This window comes from Deferribacter abyssi, assembly GCF_049472655.1.
Classification (GTDB): domain Bacteria; phylum Chrysiogenota; class Deferribacteres; order Deferribacterales; family Deferribacteraceae; genus Deferribacter; species Deferribacter abyssi.
In genome coordinates this window covers 44,015-66,905 of sequence record NZ_JAQNCS010000014.1, presented here as the reverse complement: position 1 = coordinate 66,905, position 22,891 = coordinate 44,015, and the positions used below count along the sequence as shown (strand labels likewise).

Below are 22,891 nucleotides of genomic sequence, written 5' to 3'. Positions count from 1 at the left end.
CTATAGTTTTTGTGCACAATGAGAATTGAAAGACCATGCTCAGATACTAAACCTTGTTTGTCTACATAATTTTCACTTAAAATTATAATTTTCATAATAAAACAGGGGACAAATACTCCCCTGTAAACAATTTATACGTCAAAATATAAGATAAATTCATAAGGATGAGGCCTGCTGTTAATCTCTGATGTTTCATTTTCCCTTTTGAATTCAATCCATGTAGATATAACATCCTCTGTAAATACATCACCTTTAAGTAAAAACTCATGATCTTTTTCTAGTTCATTCAGAGCTTCATCAAGGGAAGCAGGCATTTGAGGAATATTCGAAAGCTCAATAGGATCAAGATCATAAAGATTTTTATCCATTGGTTCGCCTGGGTCTATTTTATTTTCTATACCATCAATACCAGCCATCAACATAGCTGTAAAAGCAAGATATGGATTACAGGATGGGTCAGGAAACCTTACCTCAATCCTTTTTGCTTTAGGTGATGAGCTATACATTGGTATTCTAATAGATGCACTTCTATTTCTAGATGAATAAGCAAGGTTTACAGGTGCTTCAAAACCAGGTACTAACCTTTTATAAGAATTTGTAGTTGGATTTGTAAAAGCAGCGATAGCTCTTGCGTGTTTAATAATACCACCAATGTAATAAAGAGCCAACTCACTTAAACCAGCATATTCATCTCCAGCAAACAAAGGCTCACCATTTTTCCAAAGAGACTGGTGACAATGCATTCCACTACCATTGTCTGCAAACATTGGCTTAGGCATAAAAGTTGCTGTTTTACCATGTGCTCTTGCAACATTTTTAACAATATATTTATACAATAATAAATTGTCAGCTTGTTCCACTAATGGCGCATATTTAATATCTATTTCACACTGACCACCAGTTGCAACTTCATGATGGTGGGCTTCTACTGTTATACCCATTTTCTCCATCAGCATTGCCATTTCATTTCTAATATTCATCAGGGAATCATGTGGAGGAACAGGGAAATAACCTTCTTTATGTCTAATTTTATAACCTAAGTTAGGTACTTCATCAGCTCCTGTATTCCAAAAACCTTCTACAGAATCAAAAGAAAAGAAAGCTTCATTAGGACTATAAGCATATTGTACATTATCAAATACAAAGAACTCAGCCTCAGGTCCAAAATAAGCAGTATCAGCAATACCAGTACTTTTTAGATAATTAATAGCTTTTTGCGCAATATATCTAGGATCTCTAGTATAAGGCTCTTTAGTGATTGGATCAAACACATTACAAATAAGTATTAACGTAGGTATTTCTGTAAAAGGATCAATTTTAGCAGAAGATGGATCAGGTATTAAAACCATATCACTAGCATTAATTGTTTGCCAACCTCTTATACTAGATCCATCAAATCCCAAACCTTCCTCAAAAACATCTTCAGTAAGCTCATGGGCCGGATAAGAACAATGCTGCCATAATCCTATAAAATCCATAAACCTCAAATCAACTATTTTGATATTTTTCTCTTCAATTAATTTCAAAACATCTTTTGCTGTCATACAAAAATCCTCCTTATATCGTTTATTTTTAAAATGCATTTTCCCCAGTTTCCCCAGTTCTAATTCTAATAATCTCATCAATAGGAATTACAAAAATCTTTCCATCACCAATTCTACCAGTTCTTGCTGATTCAATAATAGCTTCAATAACACTTTCCACCATATCATCAGGAACAACCACTTCTATTTTTATTTTAGGAATAAAATCAATAACATATTCAGCACCCCTGTAAAGCTCAGTATGCCCTTTTTGCCTACCAAAACCTTTTACTTCAGATATGGTGAGACCTTTAATCCCTAATTCAGTAAGTTTTTCCTTCACATCATCCAATTTAAAAGGTTTGATAATTGCTTCTATTTTTTTCATATATCCTCCTTAACTTTACTTAAACAACTTTTATGCCAAAAACAAATATTTAATTTATTTTGAAATTCCAGTCATACTAAAAAAATAATGATTAATATTTAAACATTTACTGATTAATTTTTTATCATTTTTTGCAAACTATTTTTTCTTTTTTCTAAATTGTCACACACTCCACCTTTTTTGACACAAACTATATACATTAATTTTAAATCTTCTAAAAGATAAATTGAGTAAGAATTAAAAGTATCAATCATATAAGCTCGTTTTATATAGTACTCTGCTTTTTTTAAGTTCTTCATAAAACTATCTCTGGCAAGTCTTCTAAAGACTCTCGATTTTACATAATCAGGTACTTCATATCTTTCTAAATATCCTAATAAATCAATTTCGTCCCCAGATTTAAGGTAAGCAAAATAATAATTATAAAACTCAATAGTTGTTTTACTATCTAAATTTATCTTTAACAAACCATTAACAATCTTCTTTTCTTCAGTACACATAGAAAGATTAACAAAATCATTTGCTTTATTTAAATAAAATTTGGAATTTTCACTAAATTCTTCCTCAATAAAATATCTTTTAATATAAATCCTTGCCAAGTTACAATAATCATCAGCTAAAAATAATTCTTTTTCAGCTTTTTTAAAAAAAGATTCAGCTAGTTTAAAATTTCCTTTTAAAACTGTTTTCACATAACTTTCCAAATAACCTGAAACTATTGTAAAATATTCAGAATATTTAGCGGTTTTGCTGCATGAAACTACAAAAGTTAACAAAATTATAAAAATAATCTTCATGGTAACTTTAACCTTTGATTATTATTAATTTCTTTTTTTGGTGGAGTAAATGGCCACCTTTTTTGCATATTTAAAAGCAAAATATTTGTATTGCCTAGCAAGAAATCTATTTCGTCAAAATAAAAACTCATATTATCACTTAGTAATCTCAAATTTTTTGCTAGTTTACCACTCTCAATAATCAGTTGCTCACTTTTTGACAACTTATCATCGATATTCAATACAAGTTTTTTAGTATTTCTGACAAGATCATTACTATTTGAAAGAAGCCTATTTGTGTAATCTAAAGTTTTCTTTGTATCATCAACTCTATCTTCTACCTTGGCTAATATTTTATTTACCTTTTTTTCTAAATTATCCATTTTTAAAAAAACTGAATCAATTTTATCTATAAGATAATCTGTCCTACTCAACTTACCAATAGCACCCTTTTTATCACTTAGATCTTTTCCTAAATCTCCAAGCCCTTTAGATAACATTTGCCAGTTAGGTGTCATTTTGTTTAATGCGGTTGTAATTTCTTTTAAATTAATAATTATAACTTTTATATCATCTAAAATAGGTTTTGCATCTTCTATGAACTGTTCTACTCCTTTATCTTTTTTTAAAACAAACACAGCATTGTCAGTGATCTCTTCACCTTTTCCTCCAGAAAAAACAATAACAGAAGAACCAATAAAATTTTTAGAACTCAACTTTACCACAGAATCTCTTTTTATCCACTTTGCATATCTGACAGGTATTTTGATTTTCATAACTACTTTCCCATCATCTCTTAAGTATAATTCATCTACCTTAGCAATTTGAAAACCTGAATACACAACAGACATTCCTTTTACTAATCCCTCACCACTATCAGCAATCACCTGAACTTTTATTTTTTTTGTAAAAATGTTTTTTTGGATAGCGACAAAAAATATAATTGCTATGGCAATAGTCAAAGAGGTAAAAATAAACAAACCAACTTTTAGTTCTAAGTTTTTTAATTTTTTTTCAACCATTCATCAAAATCCCACTCAGTATAATTTACTAAGTTTCTAGTCAAAATACTCTTATATACTTCCTTTTCAATTATAACAAAATTCTCACTAGATTGCTCATTAAAAAATTTATAAAAAACCTCACTACAATTAACAAAATAGTGAAACTGATTTATAAAAAAAATTATCTCCGCACCAAAATACTTACACATTAAAAATTTCGTAAAAAATATCTCTATTTCATTCAGCATATCTTTTCTGCAAAATTTTTTATCGTTAAGATTATATTTTTTTAAATCATCATTTAACTGGACAATATCATATTTTAAACCATGATATTGTATAGGTAACATTATGTTTTCAATTAAATTTAAGTTAGAAATTAAAGGTAGTATTTCCGTCACAAAAGCAATTTTTATATTAATTAAATTTTTCTTTATGTATTTCAATGTATCATTTTCTTTATTATTCATAAAAATAAGTATCATATAAAAGCACCCGTAATTTCTACGAATAAAATAGCGAAAAATAATCTCATCATTCCTTTTAACAGCGAAATAGGTATTTCTGTATTAGCTTTTTTAACCCAAAGAGCACTATAAATAGGCATGCTCATCACAAAAAAACCAAACATGACTGTTTTATATAAAAAAGCAGCAACATCTGATAAACTTATATAATCAAAAATAAGGCTTAAAAGATAATCAAAAGTAATTCCTAAATTAAAACTTAGAAGTAAATAGCCACCAGTAATCGAAATAAAAGAAAAAAGTATCGATAAAGACACCATACATGTTAAACCGGCAAAAACTCTTGGCAAATACAAATATCTCATAGGATCAATTTCAAAATATAATAACGTATCTATTTCTTTACTCAATTTCATCACACTAATTTCAGCTCCAACTGCAGTGGATGATCTAAGAGCCAATAAAATAACTGTAACAATTGGTCCTAATTCTCTTAAAATCAATAAAACTAAAATTTTTCCTAATTCATTATAAATACCAAATTCAATCAGCTGCTTTGATAAAAAACCCACTAAAGCAATTCCAAAAATCAACGATACAACAATATAAACTGGTATAATCTGTACACCAGTAAAATAAACCTGTCTAATAAAAACAGTAAATATTGCTTTATTAAATAAGTTAAACTTTAAAACTGATTTAATTATTTCACAAGAAAAATACAAGTAATCTTTTAAAAAGGTATAAAAATTTAAAAAAGTAGCCCCTAAGTTTATTAAAAAACTCCTCATATATAAATTATACTTAAATTCTAAAGGTAATCAATAATACTTCATTAAAACATTAGAGACTTGTATAAAAATTGAAAGTTCCAAAAATAAAGAAAAATACTACAGCAACAATAAGAAAAAAGTACAATAGCTTTTTAGACTTATTATTCCTTTTATAATCAAATAATGATAGTTTGTTATTAATATCGTTTGAAACCTTATCTTTCAACAAATCTATAATTTTTTCAAAGTCTTCAACAACAGAAGAAATAAAAACAAATTTTTCATCATCAGCAAGAATTAAAACAGTCCTACCTTTTAAATACAAAAATACAGCGTCTTTAATTTCATCATATTTTATTTGTTTCATACCTAATAATGATTTAACAATAATAACATTATCTTTTAGTTCAATTTTACGCCTTAATATACTTAGAAGGTTAAATAAAATAAAAGTTATCAAAACAAACAAAATAACAACTTTTATCCGGTTACCCTCTATCAAATAATGTGATATTGAAAAATATACTGCTGAAATTAATAAAATTATCATCAAAAACAATAGCTTTTTATCATACTTAAATATCATCTATAAGTATCTCCAAACTTACTTTCTTATTTATTTCAGGTTCCATATTCTTTATTGACAGCAAATCATCCAATACTTTTTTCAAGTTATTACTTTTAAAAGATAAAAGCGTATCAATCATAACTCCCCTATAATCTACTGGATATTCTTTTATAAAAGAGTTAATCTCTTTAATCAAGCGTTTTTCATTGTAATTCAATAAGAAATAAAGCATCCTGTAATATTGAGTAAATAAATTCTTAAATTTCAGCTTTTCAAGAGAAGTGTACGAAGCCTCAGCATTTAAAAAATCATTTTTTAGTAAAAAATAATATAAACTTAACTCATAAAGTTTTGAATATCTAAAATCTTTTCGAGATAAAATCTTTAAACCTTTTAAAACCTTATCCAATCTATTTATTGCTAAATTATACATGATAAACTGAGAAAGCTCATACTTATCCATTTTATATGAAATGTTATATACACTTTTTTCTGTTAAAAATAAGCTGGAGTAAAGTTTATAATTATTACATACTCTATCACCTACTAAACGAAAATCTTTTTTCAACAGTTCATCAAAACATTGAAAATGATAAATCAATTTGAATTTATAATCATCAAATAGTTCCATCTGTCCTCTTTTTAAAAATTGAGCAAGTTTACCTGCAAACAATTCATAATTAAAATCACTTTCACTATTTGATACTTCAAAAATAACATCATCATATTTTCCAAGACCGAGCATTGCAAAATATTTTGCCAATAAAAATATATGCGGATAATTAACGCTATCAACAGCCTCATCATAATTATTAATAACCATATCATATTGAGTAATTATCCTTGTAGCCTCTCCTCTTAAATAATATACAACAGCTTTGCCAAGGTATGAGTATAAAACAAATCTATTGTTCAATATTGAATTATCAAAATAATAATATGCATTATCTAAATCCCCCAATGCTAAATAACCTACTCCTAAATTATATGATACAAACGGATTATTTCTTAAGTATTTTGAAGCTTTTTTGAAGTAATTTATTGCCTTATAAAAATCACCATTTAAGAAATAGTCAACACCTTTATTATTATACATTATTCCATTATTAAAATTTGCTGATTTTTTCAGTTCTATTATTGCTTTCAAGTTTTCTTTATCTTGCAACAATTTATATCCAAGAGTTAAAAACTCAATCGACTCATTTGGATCAATCACAAGGGGAAAAAGAAATAATCTCAGAATATCTTCAAATTTCCCATCATATCTATAAAAAAAACCAATGTCGTATTTTTTTGGCTTAAGCCTGAAACTAACTTTAGGAGATTCCCTGTTATATTTTAAATAATTAAGCCTTTCTTTTGATAGTCTCAAAAGCTCATCAAAATATCTCAAATTCCATAGTGCAATAAATTTATAAAGATAATATCTATTTTCATACTTACTTATTTTTTCTATATTCTCCAAAGCTTTTTTATAATCTCTTTGTTTCAGTAAAATAAAACTTACTAATAAATAATAATCACTACCTTTATTTGAAATTTCTGAAAGATATTTATCTGCAATTTTAAATTTCCCAATTTTAGTATAATAAATAGCTTTAGAAAGCAAAATATAATCATCATCATCTGCTACATTTTTTATCAACAAATAAGCTTTCTTAACATCATCAAAGTAAAGTAATAAATGTCTTACATACAAATATCTAAAAAATGATGTTTTTAGATTTTTAAAACCTTTCACAACTACTTGTAACGCTTCGTTATATTTACGTTCATTAATTAAAATATCATATTTAAGCTTATAGTATCTTGATTCATTTGGAAATTCATTAATTAATGCTGTAACAACCTCTTTTGCTTTAGAAAAATCTCCACTTTTATAAAGAGCTAAGGCATACAAATACCTATATTCAGGCTTATTACTCAACTCAATCAATTGTGATAATACAGTCGCTTCTAAAATATAATCTTGTATTTTATTGTAATTTTCAGCAAGCAATTTTAATGCTTGCTCTGTTTTTTTTAAATCAATTGCTTTTTTTATATTTTCAATAGACTTTCTATAATCTTTCTTATAGAAATATGCTTTAGCTAAATTATAATACTCATCGTAGCCTTTTTTCTTTATCGCAGACAACATATTTATACCTTTATCAACTTCTTCAATACTTATTAAAAAATTTCCATAACTAGCTCTTACAAATTCATTCTTTGCATCAATTTCCATTGCTTTTTGAAAATAATAATAAGATTTTGCTGTATTACCTTTCTTAAGATAAAGATTTGCAAGGTTTATATATGTTTTAACATCTTTATAATCTTCTAAAAACTGTATGTAACTTTCGGCTTCATTTATTTTGCCTTCTTCAATCAATACAGCTACCAAATTTATATAGGCCTCTTTAAAGCTTTTATCATCTTTAATGGCCATTTTAAAATATTTTTCACTCTGCACTAAATTCCCTAACAAATAATAACTTACCCCTATGTTATAATATGCTACAGAACGATTCTCCTTTACTCCTTTTTCATAATATTTTAATGCTTCTTGAAAATTACCATTAAGAAAAAGTTGATTACCCTTAGATATTTTATCTTTTTTTATCTCTATTACAGAATTTATAGGAAGGTTCTTTGTATTATTATCTTGAACAAGCTCTTTTTTTTTATTAGAACATGATAATATAATAAAAAATGATAAAATGATACTTATTAACTTCTTCATAAATTTATAATCGGATAGTAAAAACAATTCTTAAACTAATTTTCATTTTCCTCATTTAATTTTAACATCTTAATACCAGGTAGATATTCTTCCGTCTTAAAATCCTTTACCTTCTGTAATTTCTCAACAACTTTTTTTATTGTATCTATATTTTTCTCAATAATATCAAAAGATCTATTTAGTTCATTATTATCACTACTGCAAAACTTTTTTATATATTCAAAATTCAACGAAATCCCCAATAAATTATTATTTATTATATGGTTCAAACTAACAGCTAGATTTAATAGCATTTTTTGACGTTCAGTTTCTAATAATTTATCTCTAGTTTCTTGCAAATCTATTAACAACTTTCTATTAAAAATATATAACGCTAAGTGTTCTGAAATAAGTGTTAAATAAAAATCATCATATTCTGCGATCATATAATCTTCAATTAGAATGGAACCAAAATACTCTTCTTTATACCAAATAGGATAAACCAAAAAATGATATTCTTTATCTAATTCAATTACAATTTTACCTTTAGATTCAACGTTGCTTAACCTTTTTAAATTAATGCTTTTAAACAAAGCATCAAAGTTTGCAAGTTTATCTGGAATATTCGTAACACTGATATCTTCTCCACTTTCATCATAATATTTCGTTATTATATAAAATTTATCTTGAAACCTAACACTTATGTAAGAATCAATCACATCAGAAATCTTTTCAAAATCCGATTTGTTTAAGTCTCTCACAAAATTATCAATAAGTTTCAAGATATTGATAATCTCCTTTAAATGTATTTTTTCAATTTCTAATTCTTTTGTTCTTTGAATAAGTTCTTCATTGCTCTTTTCAAGTTCTTTTGCAAGACTCCTAATGTTTTCAAAAGCATATTTATTCTCAATAGCTTCTTCAATGGTACTCACCAATTCTTGTTTTTTAAAATCACTACTTAAATAATCATAAAAACCATTTTTTAAGAAAAGCCTAACCTCACTTCTATCTCCATTTCCAATATATACAAAAGAAGCATTACAACCAAAATTTCTTAATGTTTGTAAAAATGCAATAGGGCTTGAAATAAAACCTGATTCCAAAACAACTACTGTGATCTTTTCATTTAACAGAAACTTTTTTGCATCTTTCACAGAATCAATATAAAAATAAAGATAGTTATATTCTTTACAAATAGACGACAGTAATCTTAAATTTTCTTTATTTTTACTAAGTAAAACTACGGATTCCATTCTTTATAGCACTCTTTGCCAAATTATCCGCCAGCTTATTATTATCTCTTTTGATATGAACGATATCATAATTTAAAAGAGATAGTTTAGATACTACAGCTTGATACAAACCTATCAAATTCTTACTTTTTACTTTATATTCACCCTTCAACTGTTTTACCAAAAGCTCTGAATCTGAATAAAACCTAACTTTTTTTGGAGTTAATTCTATAGTTTTTTCTATGGCTTTCAATAAAGCTGTATATTCAGCTACGTTGTTTGTTGTATTTCCAATAAATTCAGAATATTTAAAAATAATATTACCTTCAGCATCCTCTATAACATAGCCAATCCCTGAAGGGCCAGGATTACCACTTGACGCACCATCTGAATAAACATTTAGTATTGCTTTTTTAATCTGCATCTTCTTTAAAGTATAAGAATCTTTGGCAATTTGGACACTGTTGAATATGAACATTCTTCTTAACTTCAACAAAAAGTTGAGGTGGCACTTTCATATAGCATCCAGTGCATGTTTCATCTATTATTCTTACAATTGCAAGGTTATTTCTTGCTTTTCTAATTCTTTCGTATTTTGACAAGATTGGCTTTTTTATTTTTTTAACCTGTTCTTCTCTTTTGAGTTCAAGATCTTTAAGTTCTTTAATTAGTTCAGAATTCTCTTCATCTCTCTTCTTTTTATCATCTTCAACTTTTCTCTTAGATTCTTCATATTTTTTAGTCATTTCTTCAATGTTTTTCTCATACTCTTCAATTTTTTCATTTAATTCTACTAGTTTTAATTCACCCTCATTCACATTTTTCTTTAAAATATCTAGTTCTTTTAAAACAGCCTCATACTCTTTACTATTCTTCACAGTAGATAATTTTTTCTGTGCTTTTTCTAAAAGAGTTTTATTTTCATTATATTCTTTTTCAACAAGTTCTTTTTCTCTTAAATTCTTTTCATACTCATTTTTTGCTTCCAAAAACTTTTCTTCTAATGTTTCAAAATGTTCCATACTTTCTCTTAAATATGCAGGAATATTCGCTAACGAAGTTTCAATTTCTGCTATTCTGTTGTCAATCTTTTGTAACTCAATTAAATTAACCAATTCATCTAGCATTATTGCGCCTCCAATTTTTTATTTTACATTTATTTTCATAATACAACGTCTCTATTGAAAACCTACTTGCTATAATATCAGCAATATGTTTCATAAAAAGCATTTCACTTTCAAAATGTCCAATATCAACAATTGTAACACCATGTTCACTAGCATCCAAAGCATCATGGTATTTCATATCACCAGTCAGTAATACAGTTACTCCATGTTTAATACAATCCTTCCATAATGAAGCACCACTACCAGTAACAATTGCAAACTTATCAAACTTTTTATTGCCAAACATGTAATTATATCTAATATTTTCAATATTCAATTTTTCAGATAACATATTAAAAAATTCATCTAACGTAATCTCACTCTTAAACCTACAAATTCTCCCCAAAGAATACTCTTCACCCATTTCTAGTTTATAAACATCATAAGCTACTTCTTCATAAGGATGAACAGATAAAACATTATTGATTAACTTTTGTAAATATTTTCCTTTTACAATTGTTTCAAGCTTATATTCATTCACTTCTTCAAGTTCACCTACTTTTCCTAAAAAAGGATTTGTATTTTCACCTGGTAGAAATGTACCTGTACCTTCTGCATAAAACGTACATTTAGAATAGTTTCCAATTTTACCACCACCTGCAACATCTATTGCATCAATTATCTTAGTTTCATAACCTTTAGGAACATAAACTACGAATTTGTAATATGACTCTTGCCTAAAATCTGTAAATCCAGAAATAACTTCAGCTCCTAGCTTATCAGCAATAAAATCATTCAAACTATAATCAGCTCTGTCTAACACTGTGTGATAACTCAATAGATTTAATTCATTTCTTATACATTTTACAATTTTATTACCAATCACAGTTGAAAAATCTATATGCTTAATAGGACGAAAAAAAAAGGGGTGATGAGTTACTAATAACTCACACCCCATTTTTATGGCATAATCTATCGAATCATCTGTGGGATCTAATGCAAATACTATCTTTGAAATCTTCTTATCATGTACTAATAATTGTATTCCATTAGAATCCCATTCATATTCTCTATTTTTAGAACTAAACTCTCTTTCAAAGAAATCTATGATATTTTTAGTTTTAATCTCCATTCATCACTCAAGAAAAAAAATGGGCCAACCAGGAATCGAACCTGGGACCTACCGGTTATGAGCCGGTGGCTCTAGCCAACTGAGCTATTGGCCCATGAAGCGTAGTGTATAATAGTAATTTTTTTTTCTTTGTCAACCGCTTTTATTAATGAAATCACCCCATTTTTTGTAAAAACTTGTTTGAAGTTGTTTATGGAAAATTGCATCGGAGCAAAACCGGTTGTTTTGCGAGGATAAAGAAAATGTTTTTCCATAAACAATAACATGTAACTATTTGAAATATATGCGTAAATTAGACTAGTAATAAAAAATGAGGTGACTCCAGTTTTTATTACTCTAAAAATGTTTTTAGTATTCTACTTCTAGTTGGATGTCTAAGCTTCCTCAGCGCCTTAGCTTCAATCTGCCTAATTCTTTCTCTTGTAACATTAAATCTTCTTCCAACCTCTTCAAGTGTATGATCAGAATCACAGTCTATCCCAAATCTAAGCCTTAAAACACTTGCCTCTCTTGGGGTTAAAGTATCTAGTATTGTTCTCGTATGCTCTTTCAACTTTTGATAAACCACTTCATCGAGAGGGTTTTTAGCTGATTGATCTTCAATAAAATCACCAAGACTACTATCTTCATCTTCACCAATAGGGGTTTCAAGAGAAACTGGCTCTTTTGCAATTTTTAATACTTTTTTAACCTTTTCTACAGGAATATCCATTTTCTCAGCAATTTCATCAGGAGTTGGCTCCTTTCCTAATTCTACCTGAAGTTGTCTAATTGTTCTAATCATTTTATTTATAGTTTCAATCATATGTACTGGTATACGAATTGTTCTTGCTTGATCAGCTATAGCTCTTGTAATAGATTGCCTGATCCACCAAGTAGCATAAGTTGAAAACTTATATCCTCTCCTGTACTCAAACTTTTCAACAGCTTTCATCAACCCAATATTACCTTCCTGAATTAGGTCTAGAAACTGCAGACCTCTGTTTGTATATTTCTTAGCAATACTTACAACCAATCTTAAATTTGCTTCAATTAATTCTGATTTGGCTTTTTCTGCTTCATACTCCCCTTCCAACAAACTATTATAAATAACTTCTAATTCATTCTTAGTAAAACCAAGCTTCTTATAATAGCCATCCAATTTATTTTTCAGTTCTCCAAATTTTTCTTCTAATTTCTTCTTATCTCTTATATTGAATGGAGAATCTCCAATCTTTTTAATTACATTTTCTTCACTTATTAATGATACATCCTCAATATCTTTAATTCCTATTATATTTAAAAATTTCATAATATCTTTTTCACAATAGTTTATATCATCATAAATTTCCTTAATTTCATTAGCTATTTGCATTATTTTTTTATAATTGACTTTAATTTCAATAAACTTTTCAGTAATCTCATCTACTGTTTTATTAATTTGATCCTTAATGCTCAAGATATTATCAATCGTAACACTATCAGACTTCAATTTCTTCGTAAGTTTTATGTTTTGCCTAAGCCTTTCTGCGATATCAGTAAGAACACTTATAAAGTCTTCTTTAATTTGTTTTTCTTTTTCATTTTTTAATATTTGTAATTCTTCCTCATCCATATCATCAAAATCAAAATCTTCGTCATAATCCAGATCTTCATCTATATCAATAATATCTTTCAATTTCATTGTACCATCTTTAATATTCTCAGCAATTTCCATAATTTTTGTAGCCGTTGAAGGGAATAATAATACGCTTCTTATAACTTTCTTTTGACCTTCTTCTATTCTCTTTGCAACTTCAACTTCTTCTTCTCTACTTAATAATGGAATATTCCCCATTTCTCTCAAATAAAGTCTAACTGGATCATCTACCGCTACCCCTTCTTCTGTTTTATCTAATTCAATCCCTTCGGTAAATTCTAGTTCATCCTCTTCTTCTTCTAAATCAATATCAGTAATAATTGTCCCTTTTTTATTCTTAGTATCAATCACATCTATTTTAAGCTGAGCAAGTAACATAAAAATCTCATCTAAAAATTCAGGGGTTAAAATTTGTTGTGGAAGTGTTTCATTTATTTCATCAACGGTTAAAAAACCTTTCTCTTTCCCTAACGCAATCAATTGTTTTACTTCAGGAATTTTAATTTTTTTACTCATAAAAACTGAACCTCCAGTAATCTCTTCTCATATTCTTTTTGTTTTTCTATTATATCATTAATCTCATTGATAATTTCAATTTTTTTATGATTATCTTTTGACATTTTAAGCAATTTTTGTTTCTCTTTTTTTATTCTTTTTAAATAATTTATACATATTTTATACTTGTTTAAAAGAGCGCTATAATAATCATCTTTATAGCTTCGCTCTTTTAACAATAATTCAGATAGAAAATCACCAACTTCTGGGTCATCCACAAGGACGCAAATATTAACATTTTTATTTAAAAATTCAACTATTTTTCTAAAAACTTTTTTCATTTTCTCATCAAAAAAATAATTCTCATCAATATCAGTAATAAGTTCAAACAAAATATCTTCAGGTAAACTAAATAAAGATGATATAAAATCATACTCACATATATATTTTACTTTTCTTTCACTTTTATTTAAGATTTTCTTTGCAAGAGAAAAATCAACCCCTTTTTTTAAAGAATCGTAGTCAACATAAAATATACTGGAAATTTCTTTTAAGTACATCTCTTTTAAATAATTGTCATTAATTAATGCTAATTTCCTAGAAAGGTCAGATAAATATTTAGATTTTAGATTATAATTATCCCTGCACCTTTTCGAAGCATTTTTTATAAATAACTTAAATAAATCTTTTTTAGATCTTTCAAAATTGATAAAAGCATCCTTACCGTTTTTCAATAAAAATGTATCAGGATCCTCACCATTAGGTAAAAATAATACATTAGGAACAAAACTATTTTTCAAAAAAACATCGAGAGATCTTATAGCTGCTTTCCTTCCTGCTTCATCACCGTCAAACAATAAAACAACCTCATCAGCATAACGCTTCAAAATTGCAGCATGATCTTCAGTAAGCGAAGTTCCCATAGTTGAAACACAATTTTTAAAACCAAATTCCCACATTCTAATTACATCAAAGTATCCTTCAACAACATAAATTTTCCTCACTTCACCCTTTATATAATGTTTTGCTCTATTTAAGTTGTATAATATTTTTCTTTTTGAAAAAATATCTGTTTCTGGTGAGTTAATATATTTTGGCAAACTGCCATCCAACACTCTACCAGAAAAAGCAATAACTTTATCAGTAAGACTGTGAATCGTAAAAAGTATACGATTTTTTAATTTAAAAAAATAAGAACCATTTTTTTCGTAAAAAAGCCCAGATTTTAAAATTACTTCTCTATCGTACTTTTTTAATATAGATTCAAAATTAATATCACCGATAAAACCTATATCAAACTCATCAATCAAGTCTAGACTTAATTTCCTTTGTTTGAGAAATTTCTTAATGCGATCATCTTTTGAAAGTAAGATTTCTTTCTTCGCAAATAAACTAATTTCCTGATGAAGAGAATATAAATCGTTTATAATAGGTTTTACTACTCCCATTTCAATATTGATACCATATTTATCACCTAAATACTTTATTGCATCAATAAAATCATAACCATGATATTTCATTACAAAACTAATAGCATTTCCAGAAACACCACAACCAAAACAATGAAAAACACCTTTATCTTCAGACACATAAAACGAGGGTGTTTTCTCAGTATGAAAAGGACACAATCCTCTGTAGTTTTTCCCAGTTTTTTTCAACTCTACATATTCAGATATAATATCTAAAATATTTACCTGCTCCAAAATAATGGAAATACTGTTTTCAGAAATTTTCATTTATTACAAACTCTTCTACAATTTTTCTAAATTCATCACACTTATCATAAAATGGTGAAAAACCTGCATCTTCAATGAGATGAAATGATGTTCCATTCAATAATAAACCAAGCTTTAACCCATATTCTATGGGTACTAATTTATTTTCATTACCATAAATAATATAAGTTTTATTATTATATAAATTCATTTCTGATAAAAATAATTTTTTACCCAATAAAAAAGAATAATCAATATCAACTTTCAAATACCTTTCATTATCAATACCAGATAAAAACAAATACTTTTTTCTCCAATTATTATCATTATATATCCATTTAAAAAACATATCAAAATCAAGATACGGAGAAATTAACATTAACACCTTATCATTTAATTTGTTAATATTTTCAAGTAAAGTAAAACATCCACTACCCCAACCTATTATTAAATCAGGAAATTTTAAATCACAATTATAATATATTTCAAAATGATTCTTGAGAAAGCCTAAATAATCTTCATAAAGAGTTTCCCCAAACAAAAAATCCCCTAAAATCAGACAGCTTAATTTCATGATTTTATAGTCAATCCAAACATTATCAAACAAGAATTTAAAGTAATAGTTTATCCATCATTTATAGAGTATCTATATATGACCTCATAGTAATATTTTATAGACAATAACTAATTTTTCAATTAATATTTTTACATGTTAAAAATTGAAAACCTACATGTTCAGTTAGAAAAAACAAATATTCATATTTTAAAAAATATATCTCTATGTGTAAACAAAGGAGAATTATTTGGTATTGCAGGTGAATCAGGATCAGGTAAATCTGTCCTTGCAAAAACTCTACTTGGATTAATTAAATCTCCTTTAAAAAAGAAAGGTGGAAAAATATTATTTAAAAACAAAGAATTAAAAACTGCCAAGGATTTTAGAGAAATTAGAGGAAAAAAAATCTCCATGATATTTCAAAATCCAACAGCATCACTAAATCCTGTATTAACGATTGGTGAACAGTTGATTGAAACTATAAAAATTCATAAAAAATGTAATGAAAAAACTGCACGTAATATTGCCATAAATTTATTAAGAGAAGTCGAGATCGATTTGCCTGAGAAAAGGCTTAAAAGTTACCCTTTTAATTTGAGTGGAGGAATGAATCAAAGGGTAATGATTGCCTTGGCGCTTTCAAGTGACCCAGAAGTATTGATTGCAGATGAACCTACTACAGCTCTTGATGTAACCACTCAAACAAAAATCATACGTTTGCTTTTGAAATTGAAAAAAGATAAAGGTTTAACAATAATCTTTATATCTCATGATTTATCTCTTTTAGAAATGATATCAGATAAAATACTAATATTATACTCTGGGGAAACAATGGAACTTATTACAAAAAAAAATCTACAGCAAAATAAAATAAAACACCCATATACTTATGCGCTCAAAAAAAGCGTCCCAAATATTGAGCATAAAGAAGAATATTTATACTCAATCCCTGGAACAATTGAACAAAACAGCAAATTATACGATAATGCATGCATATTTTATAAGAGATGTGACAGAAAAAGAGAAAACTGTTCAAAACAAAAACCCGTTTTTAAAGATAACTTGAAGTGTTTTTATCCTCTAGATAATTAGCCACCTCTAAAAAACTTATTTTTCAAAAAATTTTTCTCATTTTCCATGAAAATTGACACTATCGGTATTTTTACACCTTCTATTTTTCCAAAAAGAGTATCAAAATTGCGTGAATAATAACCATTTTTACTGTCATCATTGATTGAACAATGTACTTCTCTCTCTATTTCTCCAAGCTTCTCGGTAGTGTATAAGAATTTTTAAAAAAGATTTAAACATGAACTAAAAAAAGTTTAGTGCATTTACAGGATCAGTTTCTGCTGCTTTTTTAGCCGGCAACAAACCAGAAATCATACTTACAGAAAAAATCCCCAACATAAAAAACATTATCTCTTTTATATCAAATACAAAACGGAAATTAGCACCTACAAAATATTTAACTATAACAAATGTTAATAAAGAACTTAGTCCAAAACTAATAACAACACCCAGCACACAAATAAAAATAATTTCCACTAAAATCAAACATATTATGTGGCGTGACTTGTAGCCAATTGATCTCAAAATCCCTATTTCTTTAGTCCTGAGTTTTACAGAATTCATCATATAATTTGAAATCGATAGTAGACTAAAAATAATTATAATTACAGATACTAAATGCAAAAAGAAAATAACATTTCTTATGCTGTTAAGCTTTATGATATTATCATCATTAACAAGGAATACATCAAAATTTTTACCGAATAAAGATTTTAACTCATCTATAACTTCATTATATATCCCTTTTTCAAACGCAGAATAAGGCATCTTAATCAAAATTTTATTTATACTGCTATAACGGTTTAATAATAAATTAGCCTTTTTCAAGTCCATTATAATTGCATTATCATAAGTATTTCCATAAGGATTTAAAATACCAGAAACCAGGAATTCTTCGCCACCAAGTAAAATTTTTTTCCCAACATTAATAAATTGTTCAGAAGCTATATTATTACCAACAACCACTTCTTCAATAGACATAGGCAGTCTTCCTGATAATGATAAACGCATTTTTGTTATATTATCTAATTGAATCCCATATATTTTAATCACCTTGCCATTGTAAACAAGATTAAATGTAAGTTCAGGTAAAACAGCTAAAAATTTTGATTTATACTTAGAGTCATTGACTTTTTTGACAGATTCTAATGAAAAATATTTTATTTTGCCATTATCACCAGCTAGACTATACCCATTATAATTCAATGTAATATCTTCTTGAGGTTTAACAACTATGTCAACACCGGTATTCTCTATGTATGTTTCAATATCATCTTTTACAATATTAATAATCCAGTAAAGTGTGATAATAATAGAAGCTGGTATTACCACAGCAAAGATTAAAAATAATAATCTTGTTTTCTGCTTTGTCCACATTCTGAAAATTATTTCAATCAAACTCACAAAACACCTCTTTCTAAGATTTTCACATATTTATAATGCTAGCATCATGATACTATACAAAAGCCTACTTCTACGTTATCTGAATTTTCAATTTTCTCAATTTTCCCGTCCCTCATATAAATTACCTTTTTTGCAAATCTCAAATTTTCAATATTATGAGTAACAAATATAATAGTCAGACCCTCACTGTTTAAACTAGTAAATAGTTTCATTATCTCACCACTATTTTTTGTATCCAAATTACCAGTCGGCTCATCCGCTAAAATCAAAGGTGGCTCATGAACTATTGCCCTGGCAATAGCAACACGCTGTTGCTCACCACCAGAAAGCTCAGAAGGCATCCTATCAGCCTTTTCTCTCAAACCAACTTTTTCAAGAGCCGCAAGTGCCATTTCTTTTTGTTTTGCATGAGAGATTTTCTTGATAGAAAGAGGCAACATGACATTTTCAATTGCTGTCAGATACGATATCAGATTGTATTGCTGAAATACAAAACCAAGATAATGTGATCTGAAATCAGCTCTTTTCTCATTTGAAAGTTTATAAATATCAATATTATCTATCTTTAGCACACCTGAAAAAGGAGGATTTAGAGAACCAATTATACTGAGCAATGTGCTTTTACCTGAACCTGACGGACCAACCACAGCAACAAAATCACCCTCATCGATTTCAAAACTAACACTTTTCAAAGCAGTAAACTCATAGTCAAATCCTTTGTAAATTTTCACAAGCTCTTTACCTTTAATAAAACTCATATTCAACTCCTTCGTTACACAAAATTTAACGTTTTTATTGGATCAGTATTAGCAGCCTTAATTGCAGGTATCAAAGTAGATATAATTGCAATAAAAACAGAGATTATTACTACTATGCCAAATAGTATAAAGCTAAAATCAACATTCAGATTAAACTCCGTAAACAACTTTAGATCAGCAATTTTTGCCAGTAAAAAACCAAGTAGATATCCAATAGTACCACCTATAAACCCAACAATAATTGACTCTGTGAAAAATATCTCGGCAACATCAGATTTTCTAAATCCGATGGTTCTGAAAATTCCTATCTCTTTTAATCTTTCCATTATAGAGGAGAACATGACCACAGACACAAAGGTAATCATTGTAATAAAAGTAAATGCAGTAATAACTTTGGAAAATACTTCAAATTTCTCAACCGTTTGTTTTCTCTGTTCCAAAATACTGGAAATGATTTTTACATTGGCGTAAGGTAGCTTCTGTCTAATTTGAGCAGATATACTTTCAATTGGACAGGTATAACAGTATGCCGAAACCTCTATCAAAGACAACACCCCTTCTTTATGCAAGAGTTCCTGCAATGTAAGCAAGTTTACAAAAATCACATTATCATCATCTGTCCCTGTTTTCTTTAAAATTGCTCTGACGGTAAATTTTTTACCCAAGATTTCCAATTTGTTTCCAATATTCACAGATAATTTTTTAGCTACCTTGCTACCTAGAAGCAAATCATCACTCCTGTAAGGTTTTGATCCCTTAAATTTCCACCATTTTTTTTTCAAATTCAACTCAGCAGGAAAATCAACCCCCACAGCTATCACATCATTGTTTCTTATCTTAACCTTCTCTATCAATTTAGGAGCAATCACAGCAATATTTTGACGATATTCAACGGAATTGATTTTAATGATGTCATCTACTGTCAAAGCATCTTTTCCTACAACATTTTTTTTCAAAGTAACAACCATATTAGAACCAATTGCATCATAGCTATCTGCCAGCATTTTTTCCATTGAGCGATTTAAAAGAAACAGGCAAACTATAATAGCAATTGAAAATGATATCCCTAGAATCAGATAAACTGTCTTATATTTTTTATTAACCAAATTTCTGACAGCTATATGATCATTCCTCATCAAATAACTCCAATTTAAATTCTTAAAGTCCAGTTCTTCACAATATTTTCATCAATATAAACTTTCCCATTATCAACCTTGTATGGGATTTCCTCTGGAGGATAGTTTACACAACCACCAGAAATTCCTCTTAAATCATTCAAAAACCACCTTGTACCACATGTTTCACATACAAGAATGTTATCTCTAATCCTAAAACGCTGAGAACGGCAAGGTTCACACATCGAAATTACAACAACAATTCTGCCAGATGGTGTAATGAATACAGCCAAAGGAACGGTTTTCTTCAGCTTTTTATTTTGATACTCAGTGTAAACGATTCTATGTTTGATAACCTGACTCAAATCTAAAATCACTTTACCATTTTCTACGTTATTTGAAATATCTGTCATATTTATCTCTTTACCTTTATAGTTCATTGACTTGCCAATATTATAATTTCCACCTGAATATCTTTTTATAGGCACAGAGTCCTTTTTAGCATTAATAACAAAGGCACCAATACCAACTATTGCTATGAATACAAACATAAATATTATAATTTTATTCGGTCCTCTATATCTTACCTCATCATTCATCAACTTCTCTTTTAATTCATCTCTGTTTTTCATAACACACCTCGTTTTATTCAAATATCTGATAGCTCTCGTTGAGACCGCCTGAACCAATGGGTCTATTTGAGGTCAACAAAAAAATCTTATTTTTTTTGGTAAATATGTAAAAATATAAACTTTTACCATAAAACATCTCCCGCTTTACCCATCTTATTTCACCTGTATCATTTAAATTGCCCCATCCTATATGAAGTCTTGAGATTAACCTTTTAGCAAAATCAAATAATTGATCTCTACTTTCAAACTCTGCACAGATTACAGTCACTTTAGTGTTTTCACCCTCATACTCTGCTATATATGCATTTTTCTGAAAGTCATGGTTTCCAAATAGTAGTGAAATTTTTTTTAATGCATCGTCACCGAAAATAAGATTCTTTAATTTCATATTTGAAAAATACCTTGGAACTCTGTTCACAAGCAAAAAATCATTAACTTTGAAAAAAGAAATAACGATAAACAAAGCAATAGCGCTTATAAACAGCACATCCTCTATACCAAGTTTTTGCATGCTAAAAAAATCTTTCTTAAACATCCTCTTTTAAAACCTTTAAATTTTTAATTTCTCCATTTTCATTTTTATCTGAGCCAGTCTTTCTTTTGCCTTATTTCTCATGTTACGATAGGTTTTCTCATCAAGTTGTCCATTCTCAAACTCTCTATCAAGTTTTACAATCTCTTCCAACAGTGATTGTTTTCTCATGTTTAACTTCATTAATAATTCTTTAAAATCTTCATCCTCCATTGATGCTCTTTTTCTTTTCGTATAAGTTACATAAACAATCAAAAAAATTGGCAATGTGACAATAATCATTAAAAAAAGGTGAGGGTTTATTCCTCTAAATGGAGATTGTCTCCAAAAACGAATATGAGCAGCACTGTGAAACTTAGGGTGATAAGAATTCGCTATTTTAGAGGTTGATGCTTCTTTCTGCAAACTAACAAAAAAGCTAACTTCCATATTAGGATACAACTTGGGATAATAGTAATATTTAATTTTACTGTTTTGAACTTTTATAACTTTTCCTTCATATAAATTTTCACCTTTAACCGAAATACCTTCAGGTGGAGTCACGATGTATATATTTTCTGAATAATAATTTAGCCTTAATTTATAGTTAAAATGTGGCAAATCTAAAAGTTTCAACATCCTGATAACAATATTATTTTCCCCTGACTTTAATGTTGTTTTGATCACCATCTCACTGTCTGTAATTTTTACATCCTGTTTATTAACCCCCTCCAAAAATTCAAAATGACCGCTGTTTTCTGGAATAGACACAACAATTTCTTTCGTTTCTGACTTATCCCCATAATAATTCACAATGAACCGGTAAGTTATCGAAATACTATCCTGAGAAACAGGCGTAAGGTACAGATGTAAAGCATTTAATTTTACACTTCTATCTACATTAGTAATTTTATAAGTATAACCATTTAATGTCACAAAAATTAAAAATAGAAAAATATACACTCCTTTAATATATCTCATTGTTGCTTCCTTATTTTTTCTTTTTTATATTTTTCTATTTCATCATCAATTGATGTAATCATTAAGTTTATATCATCATTATCAAACAATAACTCTTCTTCTTTTAAAATCAAAACTGCTTTCTTCCTATAATGATCACTCAATCTCTTATAATCTCTCTCAGACAACTTATTCATTTGATAATCAAATTCAATCTCTGCTAAGGTGTTAAAAACTGACTTTTTCTTTTCTTCTATGGTCATTGTCCCTTCTTCATCTTCCATATTTAAAAAAATTAGTGTTTCGTTCAAAATAATTGGCTTAATAACTAATAGCAAAGGTATTGAAAAAATAATAAATGCTATAAAATAAATCATTTG

Annotated in this window: 23 protein-coding genes, 1 tRNA gene and 1 pseudogene; 1 reads left to right on the top strand and 24 read right to left on the bottom strand. The window is 28.0% G+C overall.

All coding sequences use genetic code 11. The features are described from left to right. Positions 1 to 131: 131 nt before the first annotated feature. The 16 genes from glnA to OWK30_RS08695 all read right to left on the bottom strand — a co-directional run bounded on the left by glnA (position 132) and on the right by OWK30_RS08695 (position 16,078). Positions 132 to 1,544, bottom strand: coding sequence for a type I glutamate--ammonia ligase (gene glnA / locus OWK30_RS08770; RefSeq protein ID WP_423325631.1), 1,413 nt, complete (start codon positions 1,542 to 1,544; stop codon positions 132 to 134). Positions 1,545 to 1,572: 28 nt separating this feature from the next. After that, positions 1,573 to 1,911, bottom strand: a complete 339-nt coding sequence (locus tag OWK30_RS08765) for a P-II family nitrogen regulator (protein WP_423325629.1) — start codon at positions 1,909 to 1,911, stop codon at positions 1,573 to 1,575. 113 nt (positions 1,912 to 2,024) lie between these two features. After that, positions 2,025 to 2,708, bottom strand: coding sequence for a hypothetical protein (locus OWK30_RS08760; RefSeq protein WP_423325627.1), 684 nt, complete (start codon positions 2,706 to 2,708; stop codon positions 2,025 to 2,027). Further along, positions 2,705 to 3,709: an MlaD family protein gene (locus tag OWK30_RS08755; protein WP_423325625.1), complete on the bottom strand. Its 1,005-nt coding sequence runs from the start codon at positions 3,707 to 3,709 to the stop codon at positions 2,705 to 2,707. Before OWK30_RS08755 ends, OWK30_RS08760 begins: the two co-directional genes overlap by 4 nt. Continuing rightward, positions 3,691 to 4,176, bottom strand: coding sequence for a hypothetical protein (locus OWK30_RS08750; RefSeq protein ID WP_423325623.1), 486 nt, complete (start codon positions 4,174 to 4,176; stop codon positions 3,691 to 3,693). Before OWK30_RS08750 ends, OWK30_RS08755 begins: the two co-directional genes overlap by 19 nt. Continuing rightward, positions 4,173 to 4,949 carry an ABC transporter permease gene (locus OWK30_RS08745; protein ID WP_423325621.1) on the bottom strand — a complete coding sequence of 259 codons (777 nt, stop codon included), beginning with the start codon at positions 4,947 to 4,949 and terminating at the stop codon, positions 4,173 to 4,175. Before OWK30_RS08745 ends, OWK30_RS08750 begins: the two co-directional genes overlap by 4 nt. A 52-nt stretch (positions 4,950 to 5,001) precedes the next feature. Further along, entirely contained in the window at positions 5,002 to 5,517 is a 516-nt protein-coding gene (locus tag OWK30_RS08740) for a hypothetical protein (protein WP_423325619.1), read from the bottom strand. Then, on the bottom strand, positions 5,507 to 8,224 hold the full coding sequence (locus OWK30_RS08735; RefSeq protein ID WP_423325617.1) for a CDC27 family protein: 2,718 nt from the start codon (positions 8,222 to 8,224) through the stop codon (positions 5,507 to 5,509). Before OWK30_RS08735 ends, OWK30_RS08740 begins: the two co-directional genes overlap by 11 nt. Before the next feature lie 35 nt (positions 8,225 to 8,259). Then, positions 8,260 to 9,459, bottom strand: coding sequence for a DNA-binding transcriptional response regulator (locus tag OWK30_RS08730; RefSeq protein ID WP_423325615.1), 1,200 nt, complete (start codon positions 9,457 to 9,459; stop codon positions 8,260 to 8,262). Beyond that, a complete protein-coding gene (locus OWK30_RS08725; protein WP_423325613.1) occupies positions 9,437 to 9,862 on the bottom strand; it encodes a ribonuclease HI family protein in 426 nt (141 codons plus the stop codon). The genes OWK30_RS08730 and OWK30_RS08725 overlap by 23 nt, the downstream gene beginning before the upstream one ends. Beyond that, entirely contained in the window at positions 9,852 to 10,565 is a 714-nt protein-coding gene (locus OWK30_RS08720) for a zinc ribbon domain-containing protein (protein WP_423325611.1), read from the bottom strand. Before OWK30_RS08720 ends, OWK30_RS08725 begins: the two co-directional genes overlap by 11 nt. After that, on the bottom strand, positions 10,555 to 11,676 hold the full coding sequence (locus OWK30_RS08715; RefSeq protein WP_423325609.1) for a Nif3-like dinuclear metal center hexameric protein: 1,122 nt from the start codon (positions 11,674 to 11,676) through the stop codon (positions 10,555 to 10,557). The genes OWK30_RS08720 and OWK30_RS08715 overlap by 11 nt, the downstream gene beginning before the upstream one ends. A gap of 20 nt (positions 11,677 to 11,696) precedes the next feature. Beyond that, positions 11,697 to 11,770 (bottom strand) — tRNA-Ile (locus OWK30_RS08710). A 237-nt stretch (positions 11,771 to 12,007) separates the two neighbouring features. Further along, the gene (gene rpoD, locus OWK30_RS08705; protein ID WP_423325607.1) at positions 12,008 to 13,810 is read right to left on the bottom strand and encodes an RNA polymerase sigma factor RpoD; all 1,803 of its coding nucleotides are present in this window, start codon (positions 13,808 to 13,810) and stop codon (positions 12,008 to 12,010) included. Next, complete coding sequence (gene dnaG / locus OWK30_RS08700) at positions 13,807 to 15,525, bottom strand: DNA primase (protein ID WP_423325605.1); 1,719 nt, start codon at positions 15,523 to 15,525, stop codon at positions 13,807 to 13,809. Before dnaG ends, rpoD begins: the two co-directional genes overlap by 4 nt. Then, on the bottom strand, positions 15,512 to 16,078 hold the full coding sequence (locus OWK30_RS08695; RefSeq protein WP_423325603.1) for a hypothetical protein: 567 nt from the start codon (positions 16,076 to 16,078) through the stop codon (positions 15,512 to 15,514). Before OWK30_RS08695 ends, dnaG begins: the two co-directional genes overlap by 14 nt. 135 nt (positions 16,079 to 16,213) lie before the next feature. On the opposite strand from OWK30_RS08695, the gene OWK30_RS08690 reads away from it, so the two are divergent. Continuing rightward, a complete protein-coding gene (locus OWK30_RS08690; RefSeq protein ID WP_423325601.1) occupies positions 16,214 to 17,152 on the top strand; it encodes an ABC transporter ATP-binding protein in 939 nt (312 codons plus the stop codon). Between the two features lie 62 nt (positions 17,153 to 17,214). On the opposite strand, the pseudogene OWK30_RS08685 reads toward OWK30_RS08690, so the two are convergent. The 8 genes and pseudogenes from OWK30_RS08685 to OWK30_RS08650 form a co-directional block, all read right to left on the bottom strand. Continuing rightward, a pseudogene (locus OWK30_RS08685) lies at positions 17,215 to 17,340 on the bottom strand (IS256 family transposase); the annotation flags it as partial. Between the two features lie 34 nt (positions 17,341 to 17,374). Continuing rightward, positions 17,375 to 18,535 carry an ABC transporter permease gene (locus OWK30_RS08680; RefSeq protein ID WP_423325599.1) on the bottom strand — a complete coding sequence of 387 codons (1,161 nt, stop codon included), beginning with the start codon at positions 18,533 to 18,535 and terminating at the stop codon, positions 17,375 to 17,377. 44 nt (positions 18,536 to 18,579) lie between these two features. Next, entirely contained in the window at positions 18,580 to 19,293 is a 714-nt protein-coding gene (locus tag OWK30_RS08675) for an ABC transporter ATP-binding protein (RefSeq protein ID WP_423325597.1), read from the bottom strand. Between the two features lie 14 nt (positions 19,294 to 19,307). Further along, positions 19,308 to 20,429, bottom strand: coding sequence for an ABC transporter permease (locus OWK30_RS08670; RefSeq protein WP_423325595.1), 1,122 nt, complete (start codon positions 20,427 to 20,429; stop codon positions 19,308 to 19,310). 14 nt (positions 20,430 to 20,443) lie between these two features. Continuing rightward, entirely contained in the window at positions 20,444 to 21,040 is a 597-nt protein-coding gene (locus OWK30_RS08665) for a Fe-S-containing protein (RefSeq protein WP_423325593.1), read from the bottom strand. A gap of 13 nt (positions 21,041 to 21,053) precedes the next feature. Then, positions 21,054 to 21,575: a hypothetical protein gene (locus OWK30_RS08660; RefSeq protein WP_423325591.1), complete on the bottom strand. Its 522-nt coding sequence runs from the start codon at positions 21,573 to 21,575 to the stop codon at positions 21,054 to 21,056. Between the two features lie 15 nt (positions 21,576 to 21,590). Then, positions 21,591 to 22,532, bottom strand: coding sequence for a hypothetical protein (locus OWK30_RS08655; RefSeq protein ID WP_423325589.1), 942 nt, complete (start codon positions 22,530 to 22,532; stop codon positions 21,591 to 21,593). Continuing rightward, the gene (locus OWK30_RS08650; RefSeq protein WP_423325587.1) at positions 22,529 to 22,888 is read right to left on the bottom strand and encodes a hypothetical protein; all 360 of its coding nucleotides are present in this window, start codon (positions 22,886 to 22,888) and stop codon (positions 22,529 to 22,531) included. The genes OWK30_RS08655 and OWK30_RS08650 overlap by 4 nt, the downstream gene beginning before the upstream one ends. Positions 22,889 to 22,891: the final 3 nt, after the last annotated feature.